An 18,074-nucleotide genomic window follows, 5' to 3' on the forward strand; every position below is an offset into this window, starting at 1 on the left:
ACGCGCGCTCAGATGTGATAGACGTCGATCACCTGATTGATGTAGTCGTTCTTCAACACGACATACTTTTTCAGAATCTGCGGCGACTCGCCGTTGAAATCGATCACATAGCGCGACATGCCGAAGTAGCTGTAATTGGTCTTGTAGCGATGGCTCAGCGTGTGCCAGTTGAAACGCACCGTGCAGACGCCGTTGTCTTCGCTTTCGAGTTCGACATTGCTGATGTTGTGGCTCGTGCGCGTGTCGGGAATCGTCGCGCTCGACCGCTCGGTCTTGATGCGGAATACACGATCTTCGAGGCCCTGGCGGCTCGGGTAGTAGATCAGCGAGATCTCGCGCTGCGGGTCCGTGACGAGCTGGTCCGTGTCGTCCCACGAGGGCATCCAGAACACGACGTCCGGGTGATACAGATCGAGCCACTCGTCCCATTGCTCGTCGTCGAGCAGACGCGCTTCGCGATAGAGAAACGCTTGAATCTCAGCGAGCGTCGGCGTTGTGATAGGCGTGCTCATGCTGCGCTCCTTGCCGCGCTTTCTGCGCTGGCTGCTTGCCTCTCGTTGACGAGCGCGTTGCGGATCGTCTCCACCCAATAGCGGTGCTGGATCGTGTAAAGCCCTTCGTCTTCCGTCTTCACGCCACTCAGGAGCGGCTTGAGGCCGATCTTTTGCGCGCCTTCGTCCGCGCCTTCGATCCAGTGCGTCGAGCCGCGGCACATGTCGTTCCATTCGACGGCGCGCGCTGCGTAGCCTTGCTGGCACGCGCGGAATTCTTCGAGGTCATCGGGCGTCGCCATGCCGCTCACGTTGAAGAAGTCTTCGTACTGGCGAATGCGGCGCGCGCGCGCTTCATCGGATTCACCCTTGGGCGCGATGCAATAGATCGTCACTTCCGTCTTGTTCACGGAAAGCGGCTTCAGCACGCGAATCTGCGAGCCGAACTGATCCATCAGATACACGTTCGGATAGAGGCACAGATTGCGCGAGTTCTGGATCATCCAGTCGGCTGTTTCATTGCCGCAGCGCGCGGCGAATTCGTCGCGGCGATTGAAGTTCGGACGGTCTTCGGGATTGGCCCAGCGCGTCCACAGCAGCATGTGGCCATGTTCGAACGCATAGAAGCCGCCGCCCTGGCGGCCCCAGCCGCCCGCATCCATTGCGCGGATCTTGTCTTCGGCCGCGTTCTTTTCCTTGCGGTGATTGGTCGTGGCCGCGTAATTCCAGTGCACGGCCGACACGTGATAGCCGTCCGCGCCGTTTTCCGCAGTCAACTTCCAGTTGCCTTCATACGTGTACGTCGACGAACCGCGCAGCACTTCGAGTCCGTCTTCCGACTGGTCGACAATCATGTCGATGATCCGCGCCGCTTCGCCCAGATATTCGGTAAGCGGCTTCACATCGGGATTCAGGCTGCCGAACAAAAAGCCGCGATAGTTTTCGAAGCGCGCGACTTTCTTCAGATCATGTGATCCCTCGTGATTGAAGCACTCGGGATAACCCGCTTCTTGCGGGTCTTTCACCTTCAGCAGCTTGCCGCTGTTGTTGAAGGTCCAGCCGTGGAACGGGCACGTGAACGTCGCCTTGTTGCCGCGCTTGTGGCGGCACAGCATCGCGCCGCGATGCGTGCACGAATTGACGAGCGCGTTGAGCTCGCCCTGACGGTTGCGCGTGATGACCACGGGCTGGCGGCCCATCGTCGTCGTGAAGTAATCGTTGTTCGACGGAATCTGGCTTTCGTGCGCGAGATAGATCCAGTTGCCCTCGAAGATGCGCTGCATCTCGAGTTCGAACAGCGCTTCGTCCGTGAAGGCGCTGCGATGCAGGCGGTAGTCGCCGCGCGCCGGATCTTCGACCAGATAGTCGTCGATGTGCTTGAGCTTCGGACTGCGGTCCGGGTAGATGGGGATCATCGGATGTCTCCTGCAACAGGGTTGCTGTCTCGCTCGCCCATTCGGTTGCTACCCGAAAGGTATAATTTGTTAGGGCGCTGCGGTTGTGTGAAGAGTAGTTGGCGCACATATGGCGCGTCCAACACTGAATTGGTATGAGGTCCATATCCGAGGGGTATCGTCATGGAGTTGCGCCATTTGCGTTATTTCGTCGCCGTGGCCGAGGAGCGCAACTTCACGCGCGCCGCGCAGCGGCTGCACATCGCGCAGCCGCCGCTGAGCCGCCAGATGCAGCAGCTCGAAGACCTGCTCGGCGTGCAGCTTTTCGTGCGCAACTCACGGCCCGTCGAATTGACGGACACAGGGCGCTTCTTCTATTCGCACGCGGTGCAATTGCTCGCGCAAACAGCGGAGCTGGAATCGATGACGCGTCGCGTCGGCAAGATCGAGCGCAGCCTGTCGGTGGGTTTCGTCGGCTCGACGCTGTATGGCATGCTGCCGAAGATCATTCGCCGCTTTCGCCACGAGCATCCCGCTGTCGAGCTGACGCTGGTCGAAATGTCGACGATGGATCAGATCAAGGCGCTCAAGGAAGGCGTGATCGACGTGGGCTTCGGGCGCATCCGGCATGAAGACCCGAGCATCAAGCGCATCGTGTTGCGCGAGGAGCGGATGATCGTCGGACTGCCCGTCGGTCATCCGTTGTCGGAATTGAAGCCGGTGTTGTCGCTGCACGATCTCGTCAACGAAACGCTGATCATCTTCCCGAAAGCGCCGCGCCCCAGTTACGCGGACCAGGTGCTCGCCGCGTTCCGCGATCGTGGATTGGAGCCGCAGCGCATCTACGAGACGCGCGAACTGCAGATCGCATTGGGACTGGTCGCGGCGGGCGAGGGGATCTCCGTCGTGCCGACCAGCGTGTACGGACTCAAGCGCGACGACGTGAGCTACAAGGAACTCGACGATTCGAATCTGGTATCGCCGATCATCATGAGCATGCGGCAGCTCGACGAATCGGAAGATCTCACGCAGATGCTCGAACTGATCTATCGGCTATACGAAGAAGAGCACATGGAGTACCTGCCGCCGCATGAAGAGGGTACGTGACGATGCGATCCTCTGGCTTGCCGCGCTCGTCGCCGGCAAACCAGTGACCCAACCGTACGTTCATCAGGCCTTCGACAATTGCGCCGCTGCATTGCGCAACGCGGTCCGCAGTCCTTCCTCGACGACGGGGTGATAGAACGGCATCGCGAGCATCGCATCGACCGTGAGGTTCATCTGCAGCGCCCACGACAGCAAGTGCGCGATGTGTTCGGCATCCGGCCCGATCCACTCTGCACCGACGAAACGACGCGATGCCTTGTCCACATACACGTGCATCAGTCCGCGATTGCGCAGCATCACGCGGCTGCGGCCCTGGTCTTCGAAGCTCACTTCGCCCGTCACGAACGAATCGGCGGCGAGGTCCGCGTGACGCTCGCCGACCATCGCGATGCCCGGCTCCGTGAACACCGCTGAAATCGGCGCGCGGCGCACGAGCGGCTGCACGTCGGGATAGCGCGCGGCGTTCTCGCCGGCCGCGCGGCCCTCGTCGGCCGCTTCGTGCAGCAGCGGCAGCACGTTGTTCGCGTCGCCGGCGATGAACACGGGATGCGTGCCCGCTCGCAGCGTCACGGGATCGAACACGGGCACGCCACGCGCGTCGAGTTCGAGCGTCGTGTTGTGCAGCCCGAGCCGGTCCACATTCGGCCGGCGGCCCGCCGTGACCAGCACGTAGTCGAACGTGTCTTCGCGCAACTCGCCCGCGCTGTCGCGATAGCGCAGATGCACGCTGTCGCCTTCGCGCGTCGCCGCTTCCACTTGCGCATGCGGCTCGAAACGGAACGACTCGCTGAACACACGTTGCGCATAGCCCTTGATGGCGGGATCGCTCAGCGGACCGACACGGCCGCGCGCGCCGAGCATCGTCACGTCGACGCCGAGCCACGCGAGCGCCTGCCCCAGCTCGAGCCCGATCACGCCCGCGCCGATCACGGCCACCTTGCGCGGCAGGTCGTCCCACGCGAACACGTCGTCGTTGACGATCGCGCGGTCGCCGAGCGCCTTGTACATCGGCGGCACGAACGGCGACGAGCCCGTCGCGATCACGACGCTCTTCGCATGCACTCGCGTATGGTCGCCGACTTGCAGCACGTTGTCGTCGATGAATTGCGCGTAGCCGATCAGCCGCTCTTCGGCCGGGATGCCTTCCGTCGACTCGACGACGAAGCCCACAAAGCGGTCGCGCTCGCCTTTGACGCGCGCCATCACCTCGCGTCCGTCGATGCGCACGGCGCCGTCGACATGCACGCCGAACGGCGCGGTGCGTCGCGCCGCATGCGCGGCTTCGGCGGCGGCGATCAGCAGCTTCGACGGCATACAGCCGACGCGCGCACAGGTCGTTCCGTAAGCGCCGCCTTCGATCAGCACGGCACTCGCCCCCGCGGCCTTCGCGGCGCGAAACGCGGACAGACCGGCGCTGCCGGCCCCGATAACAGCAACATCGATATGAAGCGTCTTCATGATGTTCCTCGCTCTGACGGGCGGGTGGCGACGTCCCATGGGTTGCTACCGTGGGGTTGCTGCCGCGCGCCTCGCTGCCGTCCAGTAGAATCGGTTTGCATTGCACTGGTGCCACTGTACGGGTTGCCGTCCGGCGTGCTAATCCTCGAACGATTCAAATACATGCTCATTCGGCTCAAATGGATCTGCTAAGCCGCTTTCTGTCGCTGATGCCGGTGAGCGGACGCGTGGATATCCGCTGTCATTTCGGCGCGCCGTGGGCGATCGAAGAAGGCCCTGCGGGCGTGCGGGAGATTCCGTACCACGTGCTGCTGTCGGGGCACGCGGTGCTCGAAGACGGCAACGGCCCGCCCGAGAAGCTGGTGGCGGGCGACATCATCGTGTTTCCGACGGGCGGCGCGCATCGCATCCATGACGGCAGCGGCGCGAAGCCGGTCCCGGCGACGGAGCGGCGCAACATCACACTGACGGTCGCCGAGAACGGCGGCACGGGCGAAGCCGCCGACATCCTGTGCGGCCGCTTTCTGCTCGGCGCCGTGCCGGACAGATTGCTGCGCGACCATCTGCCGTCACGGCTCGTGGTGCGCAGCGGCGCGCACGCGAACGCAAATGGCTGCGCGCAGCCGAACGGCGGCGGCGAGCATTCGGTGAAAAGCGTCGCGGGTTCGCGGCTCGCGCGCCTGATCGAGCTGATGCGCGAAGAGGCGATGGACGAGTGCCCCGGCAGCGAGACGCTCGTCAATCATCTGTCGGCGGCGCTTTTTGCGTTGACGCTGCGTTTCGCCAGCGAATCGGCCCAGCCGCCGCTCGGTCTGCTGGCGCTGGCGGGGCGTCCGCGCCTGCAGCCGGCCGTGTCGGCGATGTTCGAGTCGCCCGGCAAGCCGTGGACGCTCGACCAGTTCGCGGCGCTCTGCAACATGTCGCGCGCGACCTTCGTGCGGCAGTTCCAGGAAGCGATCGGCCGCTCGGCCACCGATGTGCTCACCGAAGTCCGCATGACGATCGCGGGCCGCTCGCTGCTCGAATCGACGACGCCCGTCGGCGATATCGGCGAGATGGTCGGCTATCAGTCGGAAGCGGCATTCCAGCGCGTGTTCAAGAAGCAGATCGGCGTGACGCCGGCGCGCTGGCGCGCATCGGGCGGACACATGCAGGGCGCTTCCGCCGACGCGGCGAAATAGAGAGTTTCAGAAAGCGATCAGCTGCACCCGGCGGCTTCGTGCATCGGTCAGCAACCCTTGTCGCACAAGGCTTCGGCGCACACGCGGCAAGCGCGCATCGCGCTTCGTCGCCGTTGCGCCGGCAACCGGTGAGCCGAACGAGCATCTTCATGAGTCGCGCCGACATTAACGGCGCGGCCTCGCACACCTACAGTCGAGTCGTCCCGTCGCCGACGGCGACTCTTCTCGAAGGTGCTCAACATGAATGTGAATCGCGTTTATCAGGCGCTCGTTCTTGCCGCCGCACTCGGTGTGCCGCTTGCAAGCCACGCCCAATCGTCATCGCTCGCGACGCGCGCGCAAGGCCGCGCCGAACTCGTCGCCGCCGGGCAGTCCGGCCAGCTTCCGCAAAGCGATACCCGCTATCCCGAACCCGCCGGCTATTCGTCTGCCGCGCCGCATGCGTTCCATCGCGCGCATGCGTTCATCGCGGCTTCGTATGGTCCGTCGACGAACGGCAGCTCCGCTTCGGGCTTGCGCGCGACGCGCGCGCGTTCGCTCTCGGCGCCGCCGTCCGCATACGACGGCGTCTATCGCGGGCAGTAACGGCCAGTAACCCATCGCTTTCGACACACACATAAGGAGTTAACCATGTCCGCTATCACGATCTATACGACGCCGACTTGCCCGTACTGTCTCGCGGCCAAAGCGCTGCTTGCGAGCAAGGGCCTGTCGTACAGCGAAATCAACGTGCAGAACGATCGCGCGACGGCGCTTGCGCTGGTCGAGCGCACGGGACGCCGCACGGTGCCGCAGATCTTTATCGGCGATGCGCATGTCGGCGGCTTCGACGATCTGAACGCGCTGGAGACGGCGGGGCGTCTCGATCCGCTGCTGGACGCGAACGCCGCGCGCTAGGCAGAGCGCGTGGCGAGATGCAAAAACCGCGAACGGTGCAGGCCGTTCGCGGTTTTTTCTTTCGCAGCGCGTGCGTCCGTCACGAACCGACGCGCGGCAGATAGGGCGCGGGATCGACGGGCTTGCCGTCCTTGCGGACTTCGAATCGCAGCGAGCCGGCTCCCAGGCCTGCTCCGCTTGCGCTCTCCGCCATTTCGGCGATCATCTCGCCGCGCTTGACGGTCGTGCCTTCCTTGACGAGCAGTTTGCGGTTGTGTCCGTAGGCCGTTACGAGCGTGTCGTCGTGCTTGATGACGATCAGCTTCCCATACGGCTTGCCGCCGTCTCCCGCGAACACGACGCGGCCAGCGGCGGCTGCTTTTACCGGATCGCCGGCCTTGGCCGCGATCACCATGCCCTTCGATTTGCCCTGTCCGTATACCGCGTTGAGCGTGCCGCGCGCGGGCCAGCCGAAGCGGGTCTTGTTGCTCTTGTCGCCGTCGTTCCTGTCGGCGGCGGCTTCGCGCTTCGCGAACGCCTTGGGCGCGGCTTGCGCGGGCGTAGTCGCAAGGGACTTGCTGTCTTCGGCTGCATCGGGCGGCGCGACGCGCAACACGCCGCCCGGTTCGATGTGGTTCACATCCTGCAAGCTGTTCCATCTGGCGATGTCGTCGCTGCGCTGGCCGTGAGCCGTCGCAATGCGATAGAGCGTGTCGCCGGGCTTGACGCGGTAATAGCCTTCCTTCACGGGCGCGAGCGGCTTCGCCGTGCTGGCCGTCACGCGCGCCGCCGGCTGGCTTGCCGATGACGCCGCTTGCGTCGGCTGGCCAGACGACCGGTCCTCGGGAGCCATCTGCCAGGGCAGCGACGTGCAACCTGCATTCGCCAATAGCAGCGCGAGACCTGCGCCCAGCAGCAGATGCGCGCGGCGGTTCGATTGCGTGTGTGTCATGTCGTCTTCCTCTTGTCATTCGGCCATGCGGGGGCAGGTAGGCGCGCCCGGGACGGTTCGCGGCCCAAACGCGTAGAACGCCGCTCCGACAATGAAAGTTGACGTTTGCTTCCGGAATCCTGAATGTTTTACACAGCTTCGCATTCGCGCTTTTGGCGGGCGCGTTTGTGTTGCGAAATGTGCGCTGGAAGATGGGTTGAATCGCGATCGGCGGGCGCCGATCGCCTACTGAAGCAGTGAATTTTCTGCCATAGAGACTTCATGCGCGAACGCGCTCGCGCGCAACGGGCATTACGGGCGGCGCTTCTTCCATGCGTAACCGGCGGGTGGGTCCGCCGCGCCCGCCTTGCCGACGGAGCGCGGATTCTCGCTGCACAACGTGACGAAGCTCACATCGCCGCCCGCCGCCTGTTTCTTGCGCAAGGCCTCGGTGAACGCGAGCGCCTGCGTCATGTCGTCGTCGCCGAAGCGCTCGAAGCGAGCGGTTGCCGTCGACGCATTGCCTTCTTCGAGCCAGTACACGACAAACATGCGTCTCCCTTTCTATGCGTCGATGCGCGGCTTCATGACGGGCTGCCCTTCGGATCGTCGAGCGATACGCCCAGTTCGCCCGCAAGACGCTCGACGAGCGCCTCGAGCCGCTCGACGCGTTCGCTCAACTGCTGTTGCTGCGCGCGCAGCGATTCGAGCTCGCCGGGTGGCAGCGCTTCGTCGGAGAGGGCCGCGCCGCGTGTCAGCTCGGGCGACGGCTCGCCGCACAGCAGATGCGTCCAGCGGCTTTCGCGCTCGCCCGGCGTGCGCGCGAGCTTGACGACGCGCGGCGGATCGTTGGCCGCGAGTTCTTCGAGAAACGCCTCGACCGACGACGTATCGGCGAAGCCATGCAGGCGCGACGTCGCGAGCCGCAGTTCGGCCGCCGTCTGCGAACCGCGCAGCAGCAAGGCCGTTAGCAGCGCCGCCGACTGGCGCGGCAAGCCGAGCACGCGCTCCATGTTGTGCTCGTAGCGCGGCACACGGCTGCTGCTGCCTTCGAGCACGAGCGACAGGCGCTTCAGGCTGTTGATCGCATCCATGATCTCGCTTTCGCTGACGTTCATCACGGGCGAGCGCGAGGTCTTCTGGTTGCAGCCCGACGCCAGCGAGTTGAGCGACAGCGGATAGGTATCGGGCACAGTGTGCTGCTTCTCGAACAGCACGCCCAGCACGCGCGCTTCGAGCGGCGTGAGCGCGCGCATGGCGGGGCGCGGGGATTCGTCGGTGGTGGCGTTCATCGGCAATAGACTCGGGTTGTATGCGGCGGCGCGTGGTCGCGCGAGCGTTGCGGCTCGCGCGATAGCATAGTCTATTGTCCCCGTAAAAGGACGGGAAGTCGTGCGCGCGATGTGTGCCAATGATGCCGTCTGCCGCCGCCGACGCTAGATGTTGTAAGGCTCGTCGGGCACGTCGAATACGGCGTCGTCGATGTCGAACTGCAGCGAGCAGTCTTCCGCCGATGCGGGATCCGAGCGCATCGCAGCGACGCGCTGCCGCACCAGGTCTTTCAAACGGCCTTGCACGATGCGTCGTTTCGCGGTGTCGAGCGCGGCATAGTGGTTGATCTGATGATCGCTGATCTCGAGCCTCGCGACACAGCGCGCGTCGAGCGTCGTGTCGCGGCCCGTTTCGACGACCCACGACAGCGTGAGAAACGTGGTCGCACCCTCCTGATACGCGCTGACGGTCGGCGATTTCGGCGATTCGAAGGTAGCGGCGAGGGCCAGTTCGATTTCCTCGATGCGCTGCGACAGATCGATCGTTTTCATGGCGGCTCCTTTCGAAGGTTCATCCCGGGTTTCATCGTTCCATTGCAGCAACCGGGGTGCCATGTCCGATGCGGCACCCTGGATAGCGGGCCGTCATTCGCGCGCGGTACACTGCGAGCTTCCACTGATCGCCGTTGCCTGCGTTGCGACAGCGAACAACGGCAACCCAAAGGAGCCATCGCCATGCGTACGAGCGCCCGCAACCACTTCGCCGGTCAGGTCACAGCCGTGAAGACAGGAGCCGTCAACGATGAAATCACGCTGCGCACCCAGGACGGCCTCGACATCGTCGCGGTTATCACGCACGGCAGCGCGTCGTCGCTGGGACTCGCGGCGGGCAAGCCGGCGTTCGCGCTCGTGAAGGCGTCGTCGGTGATCGTGATGGTCGATGCGGACAGCAGCAAGGTGTCGGCGCGCAATTGTGTCGCGGGCACGGTCGCCTCGGTCACGAAGGGCGCCGTCAATAGCGAGGTCATCGTTTCGGCGCCGGGCGGCGCGCAGATCGCGGCCATCGTCACCAACGACAGCGTCGAGCGGCTCGGCCTCGCGAGCGGCAAGCCGGCTGCGGCGATCTTCAAGGCGTCGAGCGTGATCGTCGGCGTCGATCAGTAAGCGATTTCGCGCAAGGGCGGGCGCTGCGTCTCGATGCGCCGTGTTCGCCTCGCGACAGCGTAGTGACCGAAGCGTATGGCCGTCAGCGGCGCGCGACGACGAGCGCGATGCCGCCCAGAATCGCGATTGAGCTCAGCGCGAGACGCGCGGTCAGCGGTTCGCCGAGCAGTGCGATGCCGCCGATCGAGGCAAGCAGCGGCACGCTCAGTTGCACGGTCGCGGCCGTGGCGGCCCTGAGTTCCTTCAGGGCCGCGTACCAGATCACATAGCCGACGCCCGACGTCAACGCGCCGGATAGCGCGGCGAAAAACAGCCCCATTGCGTCGATCGACGTGTGCATGAACGTGCTGGCGCTGACGGCCACTGCGAACGGAGCCGCGCGCATGAAATTGCCCGCCGTCGTGGCGATCGGGTCGGCGGCGCCTTTGCCTCGCAGCGAATACACGCCCCACGCGACGCCCGCGCACAGCATCAGCAGCGACGCAAGGGGAGCCGGCGCGCTGAGGCCCGGCAGCACCAGACCGACGAGGCCCGCAAGCGCGCATGCGACGCCGATCCATTGAAGCGCGCGCAGATGCTCGCCACGCACGAGAGCGTAGCCGATCATCGTCGCCTGCACGGCGCCGAACAGCAGCAGCGCGCCCGTGCCCGCCGCGAGCGATACATACGCGAACGAAAATGCCACGGCGTATGCGATCAGCGCGAAGGCCGAAATCCAGTTGCCGCCGACCGGCAGCGAAACCCGACGCGTGCGCAGAATGATCCATAGCGCGACGGCTGCGGACACGATGCGCACGGTTGTGAACGTCGCGGGATCGATGGACGTGCCTTTGAGCGCGACGCGGCACAGCAGCGAGTTGCCCGCGAATGCGAACATCGCGACGATCGTCAGCAAGGCGATGCGCATGCGCATGGAAAGCGGAGAGGAAAAGGTTGCGTCGGGAGTGCGCACGATACTTTAACGTCAGGTCGGGTATGCGCGCATCGCGCAGTGCAGCGCAAGGCGATGGCGAAAGCGCAAAAACGAAAGCGCAAAAACGAAAGCGCAAAAACGAAAGCGCAAAAACGAAAGTGCAAATGCGAAAGTGCAAATGCGAAAGTGCAAATGCGAAAGTGCAAATGCGAAAGTGCAAATGCGAAAGTGCAAATGCGAAAGTGCAAATGCGAAAGTGCAAATGCGAAAGCGCCGGACAGCAATGAGAAAGCGTTTGCTATCCGGCAATCGTGAAGTTCATGCGCGCGGTGCCACGACTACGCGCGCTCCTGCTTCGTAATCAGGCCATCGCGGACGGTTTGATGTTCTGGTTGTGACGGAACAGGTTCTGCGGATCATAGCGATCCTTCACGGCGACGAGGCGCTCGTAGTTCGGACCATACGCCGAGCCGATGCGCGTCGTTTCTTCTTCCGTCATGAAGTTCACGTAGACGCTGCCGAGCGCGAACGGTGCCGATGCATCGAAGAACGCGCGCGCCCACGCGATGCAGCGCTCGTCGTCGGCGGCTTCCGTCCAGCGGCCGTGCACGTTCATCACGTACTTCGCGTCGCGATTCGAGTAGGCGGTCGCATCGGGCGCGACGCGCATCGTCTGTCCGCCGATCGCGCCGAAGAAAATCTCGCACTGGGGCGACGGCAGATTGCCGATCGCATCGACGAACGCGTCGATCAGGCCATCGTCCAGCGTCGCGAGATTGTGCGACTTCCAGTAGTTGCGCGCGCCGGGCGTGAGCAGCGGATCGAAGGCCTGTTGCCATGCGGTGTACGGCATCGGCCCGAGATGCTCGCCATACGGCGTGCCGAACTTGCGCACCTCGTCGACCGCGCCCGGACCATTCGCGGCCGGCCCTGTGTAGCAGATGGCGAACGCGATGATCGGCTTGCCGTGCACGTCGGCGCTCAGGAAGGGCAGCGGCGGCGCGAAGCGCGCGACGGCCCACACGGTCAGTTCGTCGGGCCACGTTTCGAAGGCGGCGCGATATTTGACGAGCGCATCGCGGGCCTGATCCATCGGCAGCACGACGAGGCCGCCGTACACTTCCGGGCCGACAGCGTGCAACTGGAACTCGAACATCGTGACGACGCCGAAGTTGCCGCCGCCGCCGCGAATCGCCCAGAACAGGTCTTCGTGAGAGTCGGCGCTACAGCGCAGCAGTTCGCCGTCGGCGGTAACGACGTCGGCCGAAATCAGGTTGTCCACCGACATCCCGAAGCGCCGGCTCAGCCAGCCGAAACCGCCGCCGAGCGTGAGGCCTGCGACACCCGTCGTCGAGTTGATGCCGAGCGGCGTGGCGAGACCGAAGGCCTGCGCTTCGTGATCGAAGTCGCGCAACGTACAGCCCGGCTCGACATAGGCGCGGCGCGCGACGGGATCGATCCGCGCGGACTTCATCGGCGACAGGTCGATCAGCATGCCGTCTTCGCACACGGCACTGCCCGCGATATTGTGGCCGCCGCCGCGCACGGCCAGCAGCAGGCCGTTGTCGCGCGCGAAATTGACGGCGCGACGCACGTCGGCCGTGCCCGCGCAGCGCACGATGATCGCGGGGCGACGGTCGATCATTCCATTCCAGATGCTGCGCGCTTCATCGAAAGATGGATCGCCGGGCAACACCACCTGGCCTCGCGTGAGAGCTTTGAATTCATCGATTGCACTGCTGGACAGATTCGCCATGCTACACCTCCGGTACAAATGAACGACGTCCGACCCCTCGATCATGTCTGATCAAAGTAGTTCGGACGACCTGGCTTTCATCCAGTAAAACGGGGAGGCGCCGCGTGTACAAATTAACGTATACCCGCATCCGGTTCCGGCCGTTGCAAAACGCGGTCCTGACGGGCTGCCGATCGTAAAAGCCCTGCAAAACAAGGCATTTTCCTAACGGCGCACGGATGGAGCGCTCCGGGAAAACGCGTTGCAACGTGGCTGTGATGCGAGCGCGAACGCATTGGCAAGAAGCTGGCGCTTCGCGTGTCGTGACGACTCACCGTGGGCTGAGCGGCGCTTACGTATGACGTGAAGCATCCGATTCCTTCGTCCCCATCGCATCGTTGAACGAGAGCGAGTGCGAATCCCTATTCCCGTGTCGCCGTTGAAGCAGTCATGCACGCACATTTTTTAGCCGAAGCCGACGGAAAGTTCGCGCGCTGAAAGAGCTCGGGTGACGCGCGATGACCACAGATGCCTCGGGCATATTGCGAATTGTAACCGTTCATGTAATGATAGCGATTCGCATTTAGGAAAATGCCAGTCCGGCGGAAATCCGGCTTGGCGGGGCGATTCGCGCGTCCGTCGCGCGAACCGGACGGGTGCCGCTTGCCCGTCGCACCAAGAAAAATCAGCGACAACGACAGGAATCGAGATGCATCGAACTACGCCATTCGCAGCGGCTGTCATGGCCGTCTTTGCGACGCCGCTCTACGCTCAAACGACGACGCCTGCCGCAGCACCGGCAGCCAGCATTGCCCAGGCCGACTCGTCGACGCCTCCCGCCAGCCAGCCCTCCGCCAGCCAGCCTTCCGACAACGCCACGCTGCCCGCCGTCAAGGTGACGGGCCAGGCCGACAACTCCGGCGACTTCCAGCCGGAAACGTCGAGCGTGGGCGCCAAGGTGCCGACCGCGCTGCGCGACATTCCGCAGGCGGTGACGGTGGTGCCGAAGGCCGTGCTGCAATCGCAGGCGGCGAGCTCGTTCAGCGACGCGCTGCGCAACGTGCCCGGCATCACGATCGGCGCGGCGGAAGGCGGGCAGATCGGCAACAACATCAACCTGCGCGGCTTCTCGGCGCGTACCGACATCTATCTGGACGGCTTCCGCGATCGCGGCCAGTACTATCGCGACACGTTCAACCTCGAATCGATCGACGTGCTGTATGGCCCGTCGTCGCTGTACTTCGGGCGCGGCTCGACGGGCGGCGTGATCAACCAGGTGAGCAAGGAGCCGGAGCTGAAAAAGCGCGCCGACGTCTCCGTGCAGGCGGGTACGCACGACCGCTATCGCACGACGGTCGACCTCAATACGCCGATCACCGACACCTCCGCGTTCCGCATCAACGCATTCGGCCAGAGCCTCGGCTCGTCGCGCGACGTGATGAAGAACAAGGACTACGGCGTTGCGCCCGAAGTGAAGTTCGGCATCGGCACGCCGACGGAGATCACGCTGTCCGCGCTGATCCAGCACAACCGCGATCAGCCCGACTACGGCATTCCGCCGCTGAACGGCCATCCCGCGCCCGTGAATCGCGGCACGTTCTACGGCTATACCGACGACCGCACGATTCAGGACGTGCAGACGTTCAGCGCGCGCATCCAGCACCGCTTCGACGACGGCCTCGTCCTGCGCAACCAGACGCAGTTCAGCCACTACAGCACGGATGCGCGCGCAACCAATGCGGCATCGGTGCTGACGGGCCCGCTCGCGACGTCGACGGCGCTCACCAACGGCAACTTCACGACGCTCGATCCGTCGAAGCTGTTCGTCAAGCTGCAGGGCAAGGACCGCAACATCAACGATCATTCGATCTACAACTCGACTGACCTGCAGGCGAAGTTCGATACGGGTCTGCTCAAGCACGAGGTGGTCACGGGCATCGATCTGAGCCACGAAACGTATAGCAACCAGAGCTTCACCGCGACTTCGCCGGGACTGCCTTCGAATACGATCGGCGTCGTGCCGCTCGTCAATCCGCCGTACACGCCGCGTCCGTCGAACGTGAGGGAAGTGGCCACCAATCTCGCTGAATCGAGTGCGAACGGCGTGGGCATCTATGCGAACGACACGGTCTCGATCGGCCAGCACTGGAAGGTGGTGGGCGGCGTGCGCTGGGACCGCTACGAGGCGTCGATCCACAATTCGATCAACGCGCCGGGCTATGCGACGCAGACGAACTATTTCACCAGCGTGCGCGGCGGCATCATCTGGCAGCCGACCGACTGGCAGTCGTACTACGTGTCGTATGGCACGTCGTTCGATCCGTCGCTCGAAGCGCTGACGCTGACCAGCGGTCAACAGAATCTGCCGCCCGAGCACAACAAGTCGTATGAAGTCGGCTCGAAGTGGGATCTGCTTGGCGGTGGCCTGTCGGTGACGCAATCGCTCTTCAACATCGAGAAGACGAATGCGCGCACGCTGAATGCGGACGGCACCTATACGCTCGACGGCGATATCCGCGTGCGCGGCTATCAATTGGGTCTGGCCGGCCACATCACGAACAAGTGGCAGGTGTTCGGCGGCTACACGTATATGAACGGCGAGATCCTGAAAGCGTTCGACGGCACGCAAGGCAAGGTGCCCGCGAATACGCCGCGCAACATGCTGACGCTGTGGACCACGTACGCGTTCACGCCGCATTGGGAAGTCGGCGGCGGTCCGACCTACGTGTCGTCGCGCTATGCGGCGAACAATAACTTCGTGCAGGTCGGCGGCTACACGCGCTGGGATGCGATGGCCGCGTATCACGCGAAGCGTTACGACGTCCAGCTCAACGTGCTGAATTTCACGGACAAGAACTACTACGATGCGCTGATTCCATCCGACGGCGGACGCGCGGTGCCGGGTCTCGGCCGCACGTTCCTCGCGACGTTAAACTATCGCTTCTTCTGATCGCCCGAAGCGACAGGTCCACCAGGTCCACGAAAAACCGCGCGCTTTCCTGCACGAAGCCCTTCGAGCAGGAAAGCGCGCGTTGACGCACTGTTGTGCAGGAACGTTGAACAATGATTGTCTCGATCCCGGACGTACTGAGTCCCGCCGAAGTCGCCGGCATGCGCGCGCAACTCGAAGCCAGCGACGCATGGGTCGACGGCCGCGCGACAGCCGGCTATCAGGGCGCGCCCGTCAAGCGCAACCAGCAGATTGCCGAAGGCTCGCCGATCGCGCTCGAGCTGGGCGATCGGATCATCGCATCGCTGGAGCGTCACCCTCTCTTCATCAGCGCCGCACTGCCGAACAAGGTGTATCCGCCGCTCTTCAATCGTTATGAAGGCGGGATGCACTTCGGCAATCACGTCGATGGCGCGATTCGCCTCGTGCCGGGCAGCGGCGCACGCGTGCGCACCGATATTTCCGTCACGCTGTTCCTCACGCCGCCCGACGAATACGATGGCGGCGAACTGCTGATCGAAGATACGTTCGGCGTACACGAAGTAAAGCTGCCGGCAGGACATGCGATCGTCTATCCGGGCACGAGCCTGCATCAGGTGCGCCCCGTGACGCGCGGCGCGCGCGTGTCGAGTTTCTTCTGGGTACAGAGCCTCGTGCGCGACGACGCGCAGCGCGCGATGCTGTTCGATCTCGACGGCGCGATCCAGCGGCTCAATGCATCGAATGGCGACGAGGCCGCGCGCCGCACGCTGGTCGGTTGTTATCACAACCTGCTGCGCATGTGGAGCGAGACGTAAAAACGCCCGCATGACAGCGGGCGTTTTTGACAACAACGGGCGTCAGGGAATCAGCCCGGCACCATGCCCGTCAGCACATAGGCCTGCAACAGCGTGATCAGGCCGACCACGATCGCGAACAGCAGGCTGTGCTTCACGGTGAAGCGGAACAGTTCGGACTCGCGTCCGACGAGGCCCGTCGCCGCGCACGCAACGGCAATCGACTGCGGCGAGATCATCTTGCCCGTCACGCCGCCCGACGTGTTCGCGGCCACGAGCAACGTGTCCGACACGCCGATCTGATGCGCGGTCGTGTGCTGAAGCGAGCAGAAGAGCGCATTCGACGACGTGTCCGAGCCCGTCAGGAACACGCCGAGCCAGCCTAGCACCGGCGAGAAGAACGGGAACGCGGCGCCCGTGCCGGCCAGCAGCAGCGCGAGCGTCGACGACATGCCCGAGTAGTTGGCGACGAACGCGAACGACAGCACGAGACCGATCGACAGAATGGGGCGGCGCAATTCCTTCACCGTCTCGCCGAACGTCGCGAGCGCATCGCGCGGCTTCACGCGCAGCAAGACCATCGAGATCAGCGCCGTCACGAGAATCGCCGTGCCGACGGCGGAAAGCAGATCGATCTTCAGCACGGCCTCGTAGGCCTTCGGCGTCGCGACGATGGGCGCCGTCTTCATCACGAGCTGATCGAGACCGGGGATGTTGAACTTGAGGATCGTGCCGGCGAGCGCGCCCTTCGCGGCGAACAGCGCCTTGAACGGTTGCAGGCTCCACACGGTCACGACGGCCGTCAGAATGCCGAACGGCGCCCATGCCCGGACGGTCTGCGCAAGCGTATACGGCGATGCCTTGCGGCTCACGCCCGTCGCGCCATTCGATCCACCGAATCCACCGCCAAAGCCCGACAGCGCCGCTGCGCCGCCGCTGACCGTGCCGCGTGCCGCATCGTTTGCGCGGCGCGGCTGCCACACCTTCAGGAACGATGCGAGCGCAACGAGGCTCACGAGCGCCGACGTGATGTCCGGCAGTTCCGGCCCGATGTGATTCGACGTGAAGTACTGCGTGATCGCGAAGCTGCCGCCCGCGACGAGCGCGGCAGGCCACGTCTCCTTGACGCCGCGTTTGCCGTCCATCATGAACACGAGCCAGAACGGCACGGCAAGCGAGAGCAGCGGCAACTGGCGGCCCGCCATCGCGCCGATCAGGAACGGATCGATGCCCGTCACCTGGCCCGCGACGATGATAGGGATGCCCATTGCGCCGAACGCGACGGGTGCCGTGTTCGCGATCAGGCAGAGGCCAGCTGCCTTCAGCGGGTCGAAGCCGAGACCGACGAGCAGCGCCGCCGTGATCGCGACGGGCGCGCCGAAGCCCGCCGCGCCTTCGAGGAAAGCGCCGAACGAAAAGCCGATCAGCAGCAGTTGCAGGCGCTGGTCATCCGTCAGTGCGAGCACCGATGCGCGGATGATGTCGAATTGCCCCGTCTTCACGACGAGCTTGTAGAGGAACACGGCCGTCACGATGATCCACGCAATCGGCCACAAGCCGTATGCGAAGCCGAAGCCCGCCGCGGCCAGCGCCTGTTGCACGGGCATGCCATACGCGAACACGGCCACCGCAAGCGAAAGCAGCAGCGTGCCTGCCGCCGCGACATGCCCCTTCAGCCGCAGTCCCGCAAGCGCGACGAAGAAAAAGATGATCGGGATGCTGGCCGCGAGCGCGGAGAGCCATAGACTGCCGAGCGGCAGATAGGTCTGATACCACGGGTGCATGTCGGTCTCCTCCGAGTATGCGTCAATGAATCGTTGTCGGCGG

Annotated in this window: 17 protein-coding genes; 7 read left to right on the forward strand and 10 right to left on the reverse strand. The window is 64.2% G+C overall.

All coding sequences use genetic code 11. The features are described from left to right. Positions 1 to 8: 8 nt before the first annotated feature. Positions 9 to 512: a benzoate 1,2-dioxygenase small subunit gene (gene benB, locus VSR68_RS19660; protein ID WP_342941426.1), complete on the reverse strand. Its 504-nt coding sequence runs from the start codon at positions 510 to 512 to the stop codon at positions 9 to 11. Beyond that, entirely contained in the window at positions 509 to 1,906 is a 1,398-nt protein-coding gene (gene benA / locus VSR68_RS19665) for a benzoate 1,2-dioxygenase large subunit (RefSeq protein ID WP_342941427.1), read from the reverse strand. The genes benB and benA overlap by 4 nt, the downstream gene beginning before the upstream one ends. Positions 1,907 to 2,068: 162 nt before the next feature. Here benA and VSR68_RS19670 point away from each other — a divergent pair, with 162 nt between their 5' ends. Beyond that, positions 2,069 to 2,992, forward strand: a complete 924-nt coding sequence (locus tag VSR68_RS19670; protein ID WP_342941428.1) for a LysR family transcriptional regulator — start codon at positions 2,069 to 2,071, stop codon at positions 2,990 to 2,992. Between the two features lie 63 nt (positions 2,993 to 3,055). On the opposite strand, the gene VSR68_RS19675 is transcribed toward VSR68_RS19670, so the two are convergent. Continuing rightward, positions 3,056 to 4,450, reverse strand: coding sequence for a dihydrolipoyl dehydrogenase (locus tag VSR68_RS19675; protein ID WP_342941429.1), 1,395 nt, complete (start codon positions 4,448 to 4,450; stop codon positions 3,056 to 3,058). A 179-nt stretch (positions 4,451 to 4,629) separates the two neighbouring features. On the opposite strand from VSR68_RS19675, the gene VSR68_RS19680 reads away from it, so the two are divergent. From VSR68_RS19680 to grxC, 3 genes are all read left to right on the forward strand, one after another. Next, positions 4,630 to 5,631, forward strand: coding sequence for an AraC family transcriptional regulator (locus VSR68_RS19680; RefSeq protein ID WP_342941430.1), 1,002 nt, complete (start codon positions 4,630 to 4,632; stop codon positions 5,629 to 5,631). Positions 5,632 to 5,871: 240 nt separating this feature from the next. After that, positions 5,872 to 6,216: a DUF4148 domain-containing protein gene (locus VSR68_RS19685; RefSeq protein WP_342941431.1), complete on the forward strand. Its 345-nt coding sequence runs from the start codon at positions 5,872 to 5,874 to the stop codon at positions 6,214 to 6,216. Between the two features lie 45 nt (positions 6,217 to 6,261). Further along, a complete protein-coding gene (gene grxC / locus VSR68_RS19690; RefSeq protein ID WP_342941432.1) occupies positions 6,262 to 6,528 on the forward strand; it encodes a glutaredoxin 3 in 267 nt (88 codons plus the stop codon). 79 nt (positions 6,529 to 6,607) lie between these two features. Here grxC and VSR68_RS19695 read toward each other — a convergent pair whose 3' ends face one another. The 4 genes from VSR68_RS19695 to VSR68_RS19710 all read right to left on the reverse strand — a co-directional run bounded on the left by VSR68_RS19695 (position 6,608) and on the right by VSR68_RS19710 (position 9,261). Next, positions 6,608 to 7,459, reverse strand: a complete 852-nt coding sequence (locus VSR68_RS19695) for a M23 family metallopeptidase (RefSeq protein WP_342941433.1) — start codon at positions 7,457 to 7,459, stop codon at positions 6,608 to 6,610. A 291-nt stretch (positions 7,460 to 7,750) separates the two neighbouring features. Further along, the gene (locus VSR68_RS19700) at positions 7,751 to 7,990 is read right to left on the reverse strand and encodes a hypothetical protein (protein ID WP_152756320.1); all 240 of its coding nucleotides are present in this window, start codon (positions 7,988 to 7,990) and stop codon (positions 7,751 to 7,753) included. Between the two features lie 32 nt (positions 7,991 to 8,022). Then, the gene (locus VSR68_RS19705; RefSeq protein ID WP_342941434.1) at positions 8,023 to 8,730 is read right to left on the reverse strand and encodes a YceH family protein; all 708 of its coding nucleotides are present in this window, start codon (positions 8,728 to 8,730) and stop codon (positions 8,023 to 8,025) included. A gap of 144 nt (positions 8,731 to 8,874) precedes the next feature. Next, positions 8,875 to 9,261: a hypothetical protein gene (locus VSR68_RS19710; RefSeq protein WP_342941435.1), complete on the reverse strand. Its 387-nt coding sequence runs from the start codon at positions 9,259 to 9,261 to the stop codon at positions 8,875 to 8,877. Positions 9,262 to 9,444: 183 nt separating this feature from the next. Between VSR68_RS19710 and VSR68_RS19715 the strand changes: the two genes are divergently transcribed. Continuing rightward, positions 9,445 to 9,873, forward strand: coding sequence for a TOBE domain-containing protein (locus VSR68_RS19715; protein ID WP_342941436.1), 429 nt, complete (start codon positions 9,445 to 9,447; stop codon positions 9,871 to 9,873). Between the two features lie 82 nt (positions 9,874 to 9,955). On the opposite strand, the gene VSR68_RS19720 is transcribed toward VSR68_RS19715, so the two are convergent. Continuing rightward, positions 9,956 to 10,786, reverse strand: coding sequence for a DMT family transporter (locus VSR68_RS19720; RefSeq protein WP_342941564.1), 831 nt, complete (start codon positions 10,784 to 10,786; stop codon positions 9,956 to 9,958). Between the two features lie 361 nt (positions 10,787 to 11,147). Next, on the reverse strand, positions 11,148 to 12,542 hold the full coding sequence (locus VSR68_RS19725) for an FAD-binding oxidoreductase (protein WP_342941437.1): 1,395 nt from the start codon (positions 12,540 to 12,542) through the stop codon (positions 11,148 to 11,150). A gap of 688 nt (positions 12,543 to 13,230) precedes the next feature. On the opposite strand from VSR68_RS19725, the gene VSR68_RS19730 reads away from it, so the two are divergent. Together VSR68_RS19730 and VSR68_RS19735 are read left to right on the forward strand one after the other, a co-directional pair. Further along, positions 13,231 to 15,471: a TonB-dependent siderophore receptor gene (locus VSR68_RS19730; protein ID WP_342941438.1), complete on the forward strand. Its 2,241-nt coding sequence runs from the start codon at positions 13,231 to 13,233 to the stop codon at positions 15,469 to 15,471. Positions 15,472 to 15,584: 113 nt separating this feature from the next. After that, complete coding sequence (locus tag VSR68_RS19735; protein WP_342941439.1) at positions 15,585 to 16,268, forward strand: Fe2+-dependent dioxygenase; 684 nt, start codon at positions 15,585 to 15,587, stop codon at positions 16,266 to 16,268. A gap of 50 nt (positions 16,269 to 16,318) precedes the next feature. Here the strand turns inward: VSR68_RS19735 and VSR68_RS19740 are convergent, their stop codons facing one another. After that, positions 16,319 to 18,031, reverse strand: a complete 1,713-nt coding sequence (locus VSR68_RS19740) for a lactate permease LctP family transporter (protein WP_342941440.1) — start codon at positions 18,029 to 18,031, stop codon at positions 16,319 to 16,321. Positions 18,032 to 18,074 lie beyond the last annotated feature (43 nt).

Origin of the sequence: Paraburkholderia phymatum, assembly GCF_038900715.1 — a bacterium.
Classification (GTDB): domain Bacteria; phylum Pseudomonadota; class Gammaproteobacteria; order Burkholderiales; family Burkholderiaceae; genus Paraburkholderia; species Paraburkholderia phymatum_A.

Bases quoted from the DNA above. Each gene is read 5' to 3' on its own strand.
- benB (WP_342941426.1), bottom strand. From the start codon at position 512: ATGAGCACGCCTATCACAACGCCGACGCTCGCTGAGATTCAAGCGTTT.
- benA (WP_342941427.1), bottom strand. From the start codon at position 1,906: ATGATCCCCATCTACCCGGACCGCAGTCCGAAGCTCAAGCACATCGAC.
- VSR68_RS19670 (WP_342941428.1), top strand. From the start codon at position 2,069: ATGGAGTTGCGCCATTTGCGTTATTTCGTCGCCGTGGCCGAGGAGCGC.
- VSR68_RS19675 (WP_342941429.1), bottom strand. From the start codon at position 4,450: ATGAAGACGCTTCATATCGATGTTGCTGTTATCGGGGCCGGCAGCGCC.
- VSR68_RS19680 (WP_342941430.1), top strand. From the start codon at position 4,630: ATGGATCTGCTAAGCCGCTTTCTGTCGCTGATGCCGGTGAGCGGACGC.
- VSR68_RS19685 (WP_342941431.1), top strand. From the start codon at position 5,872: ATGAATGTGAATCGCGTTTATCAGGCGCTCGTTCTTGCCGCCGCACTC.
- grxC (WP_342941432.1), top strand. From the start codon at position 6,262: ATGTCCGCTATCACGATCTATACGACGCCGACTTGCCCGTACTGTCTC.
- VSR68_RS19695 (WP_342941433.1), bottom strand. From the start codon at position 7,459: ATGACACACACGCAATCGAACCGCCGCGCGCATCTGCTGCTGGGCGCA.
- VSR68_RS19700 (WP_152756320.1), bottom strand. From the start codon at position 7,990: ATGTTTGTCGTGTACTGGCTCGAAGAAGGCAATGCGTCGACGGCAACC.
- VSR68_RS19705 (WP_342941434.1), bottom strand. From the start codon at position 8,730: ATGAACGCCACCACCGACGAATCCCCGCGCCCCGCCATGCGCGCGCTC.
- VSR68_RS19710 (WP_342941435.1), bottom strand. From the start codon at position 9,261: ATGAAAACGATCGATCTGTCGCAGCGCATCGAGGAAATCGAACTGGCC.
- VSR68_RS19715 (WP_342941436.1), top strand. From the start codon at position 9,445: ATGCGTACGAGCGCCCGCAACCACTTCGCCGGTCAGGTCACAGCCGTG.
- VSR68_RS19720 (WP_342941564.1), bottom strand. From the start codon at position 10,786: ATGCGCATGCGCATCGCCTTGCTGACGATCGTCGCGATGTTCGCATTC.
- VSR68_RS19725 (WP_342941437.1), bottom strand. From the start codon at position 12,542: ATGGCGAATCTGTCCAGCAGTGCAATCGATGAATTCAAAGCTCTCACG.
- VSR68_RS19730 (WP_342941438.1), top strand. From the start codon at position 13,231: ATGCATCGAACTACGCCATTCGCAGCGGCTGTCATGGCCGTCTTTGCG.
- VSR68_RS19735 (WP_342941439.1), top strand. From the start codon at position 15,585: ATGATTGTCTCGATCCCGGACGTACTGAGTCCCGCCGAAGTCGCCGGC.
- VSR68_RS19740 (WP_342941440.1), bottom strand. From the start codon at position 18,031: ATGCACCCGTGGTATCAGACCTATCTGCCGCTCGGCAGTCTATGGCTC.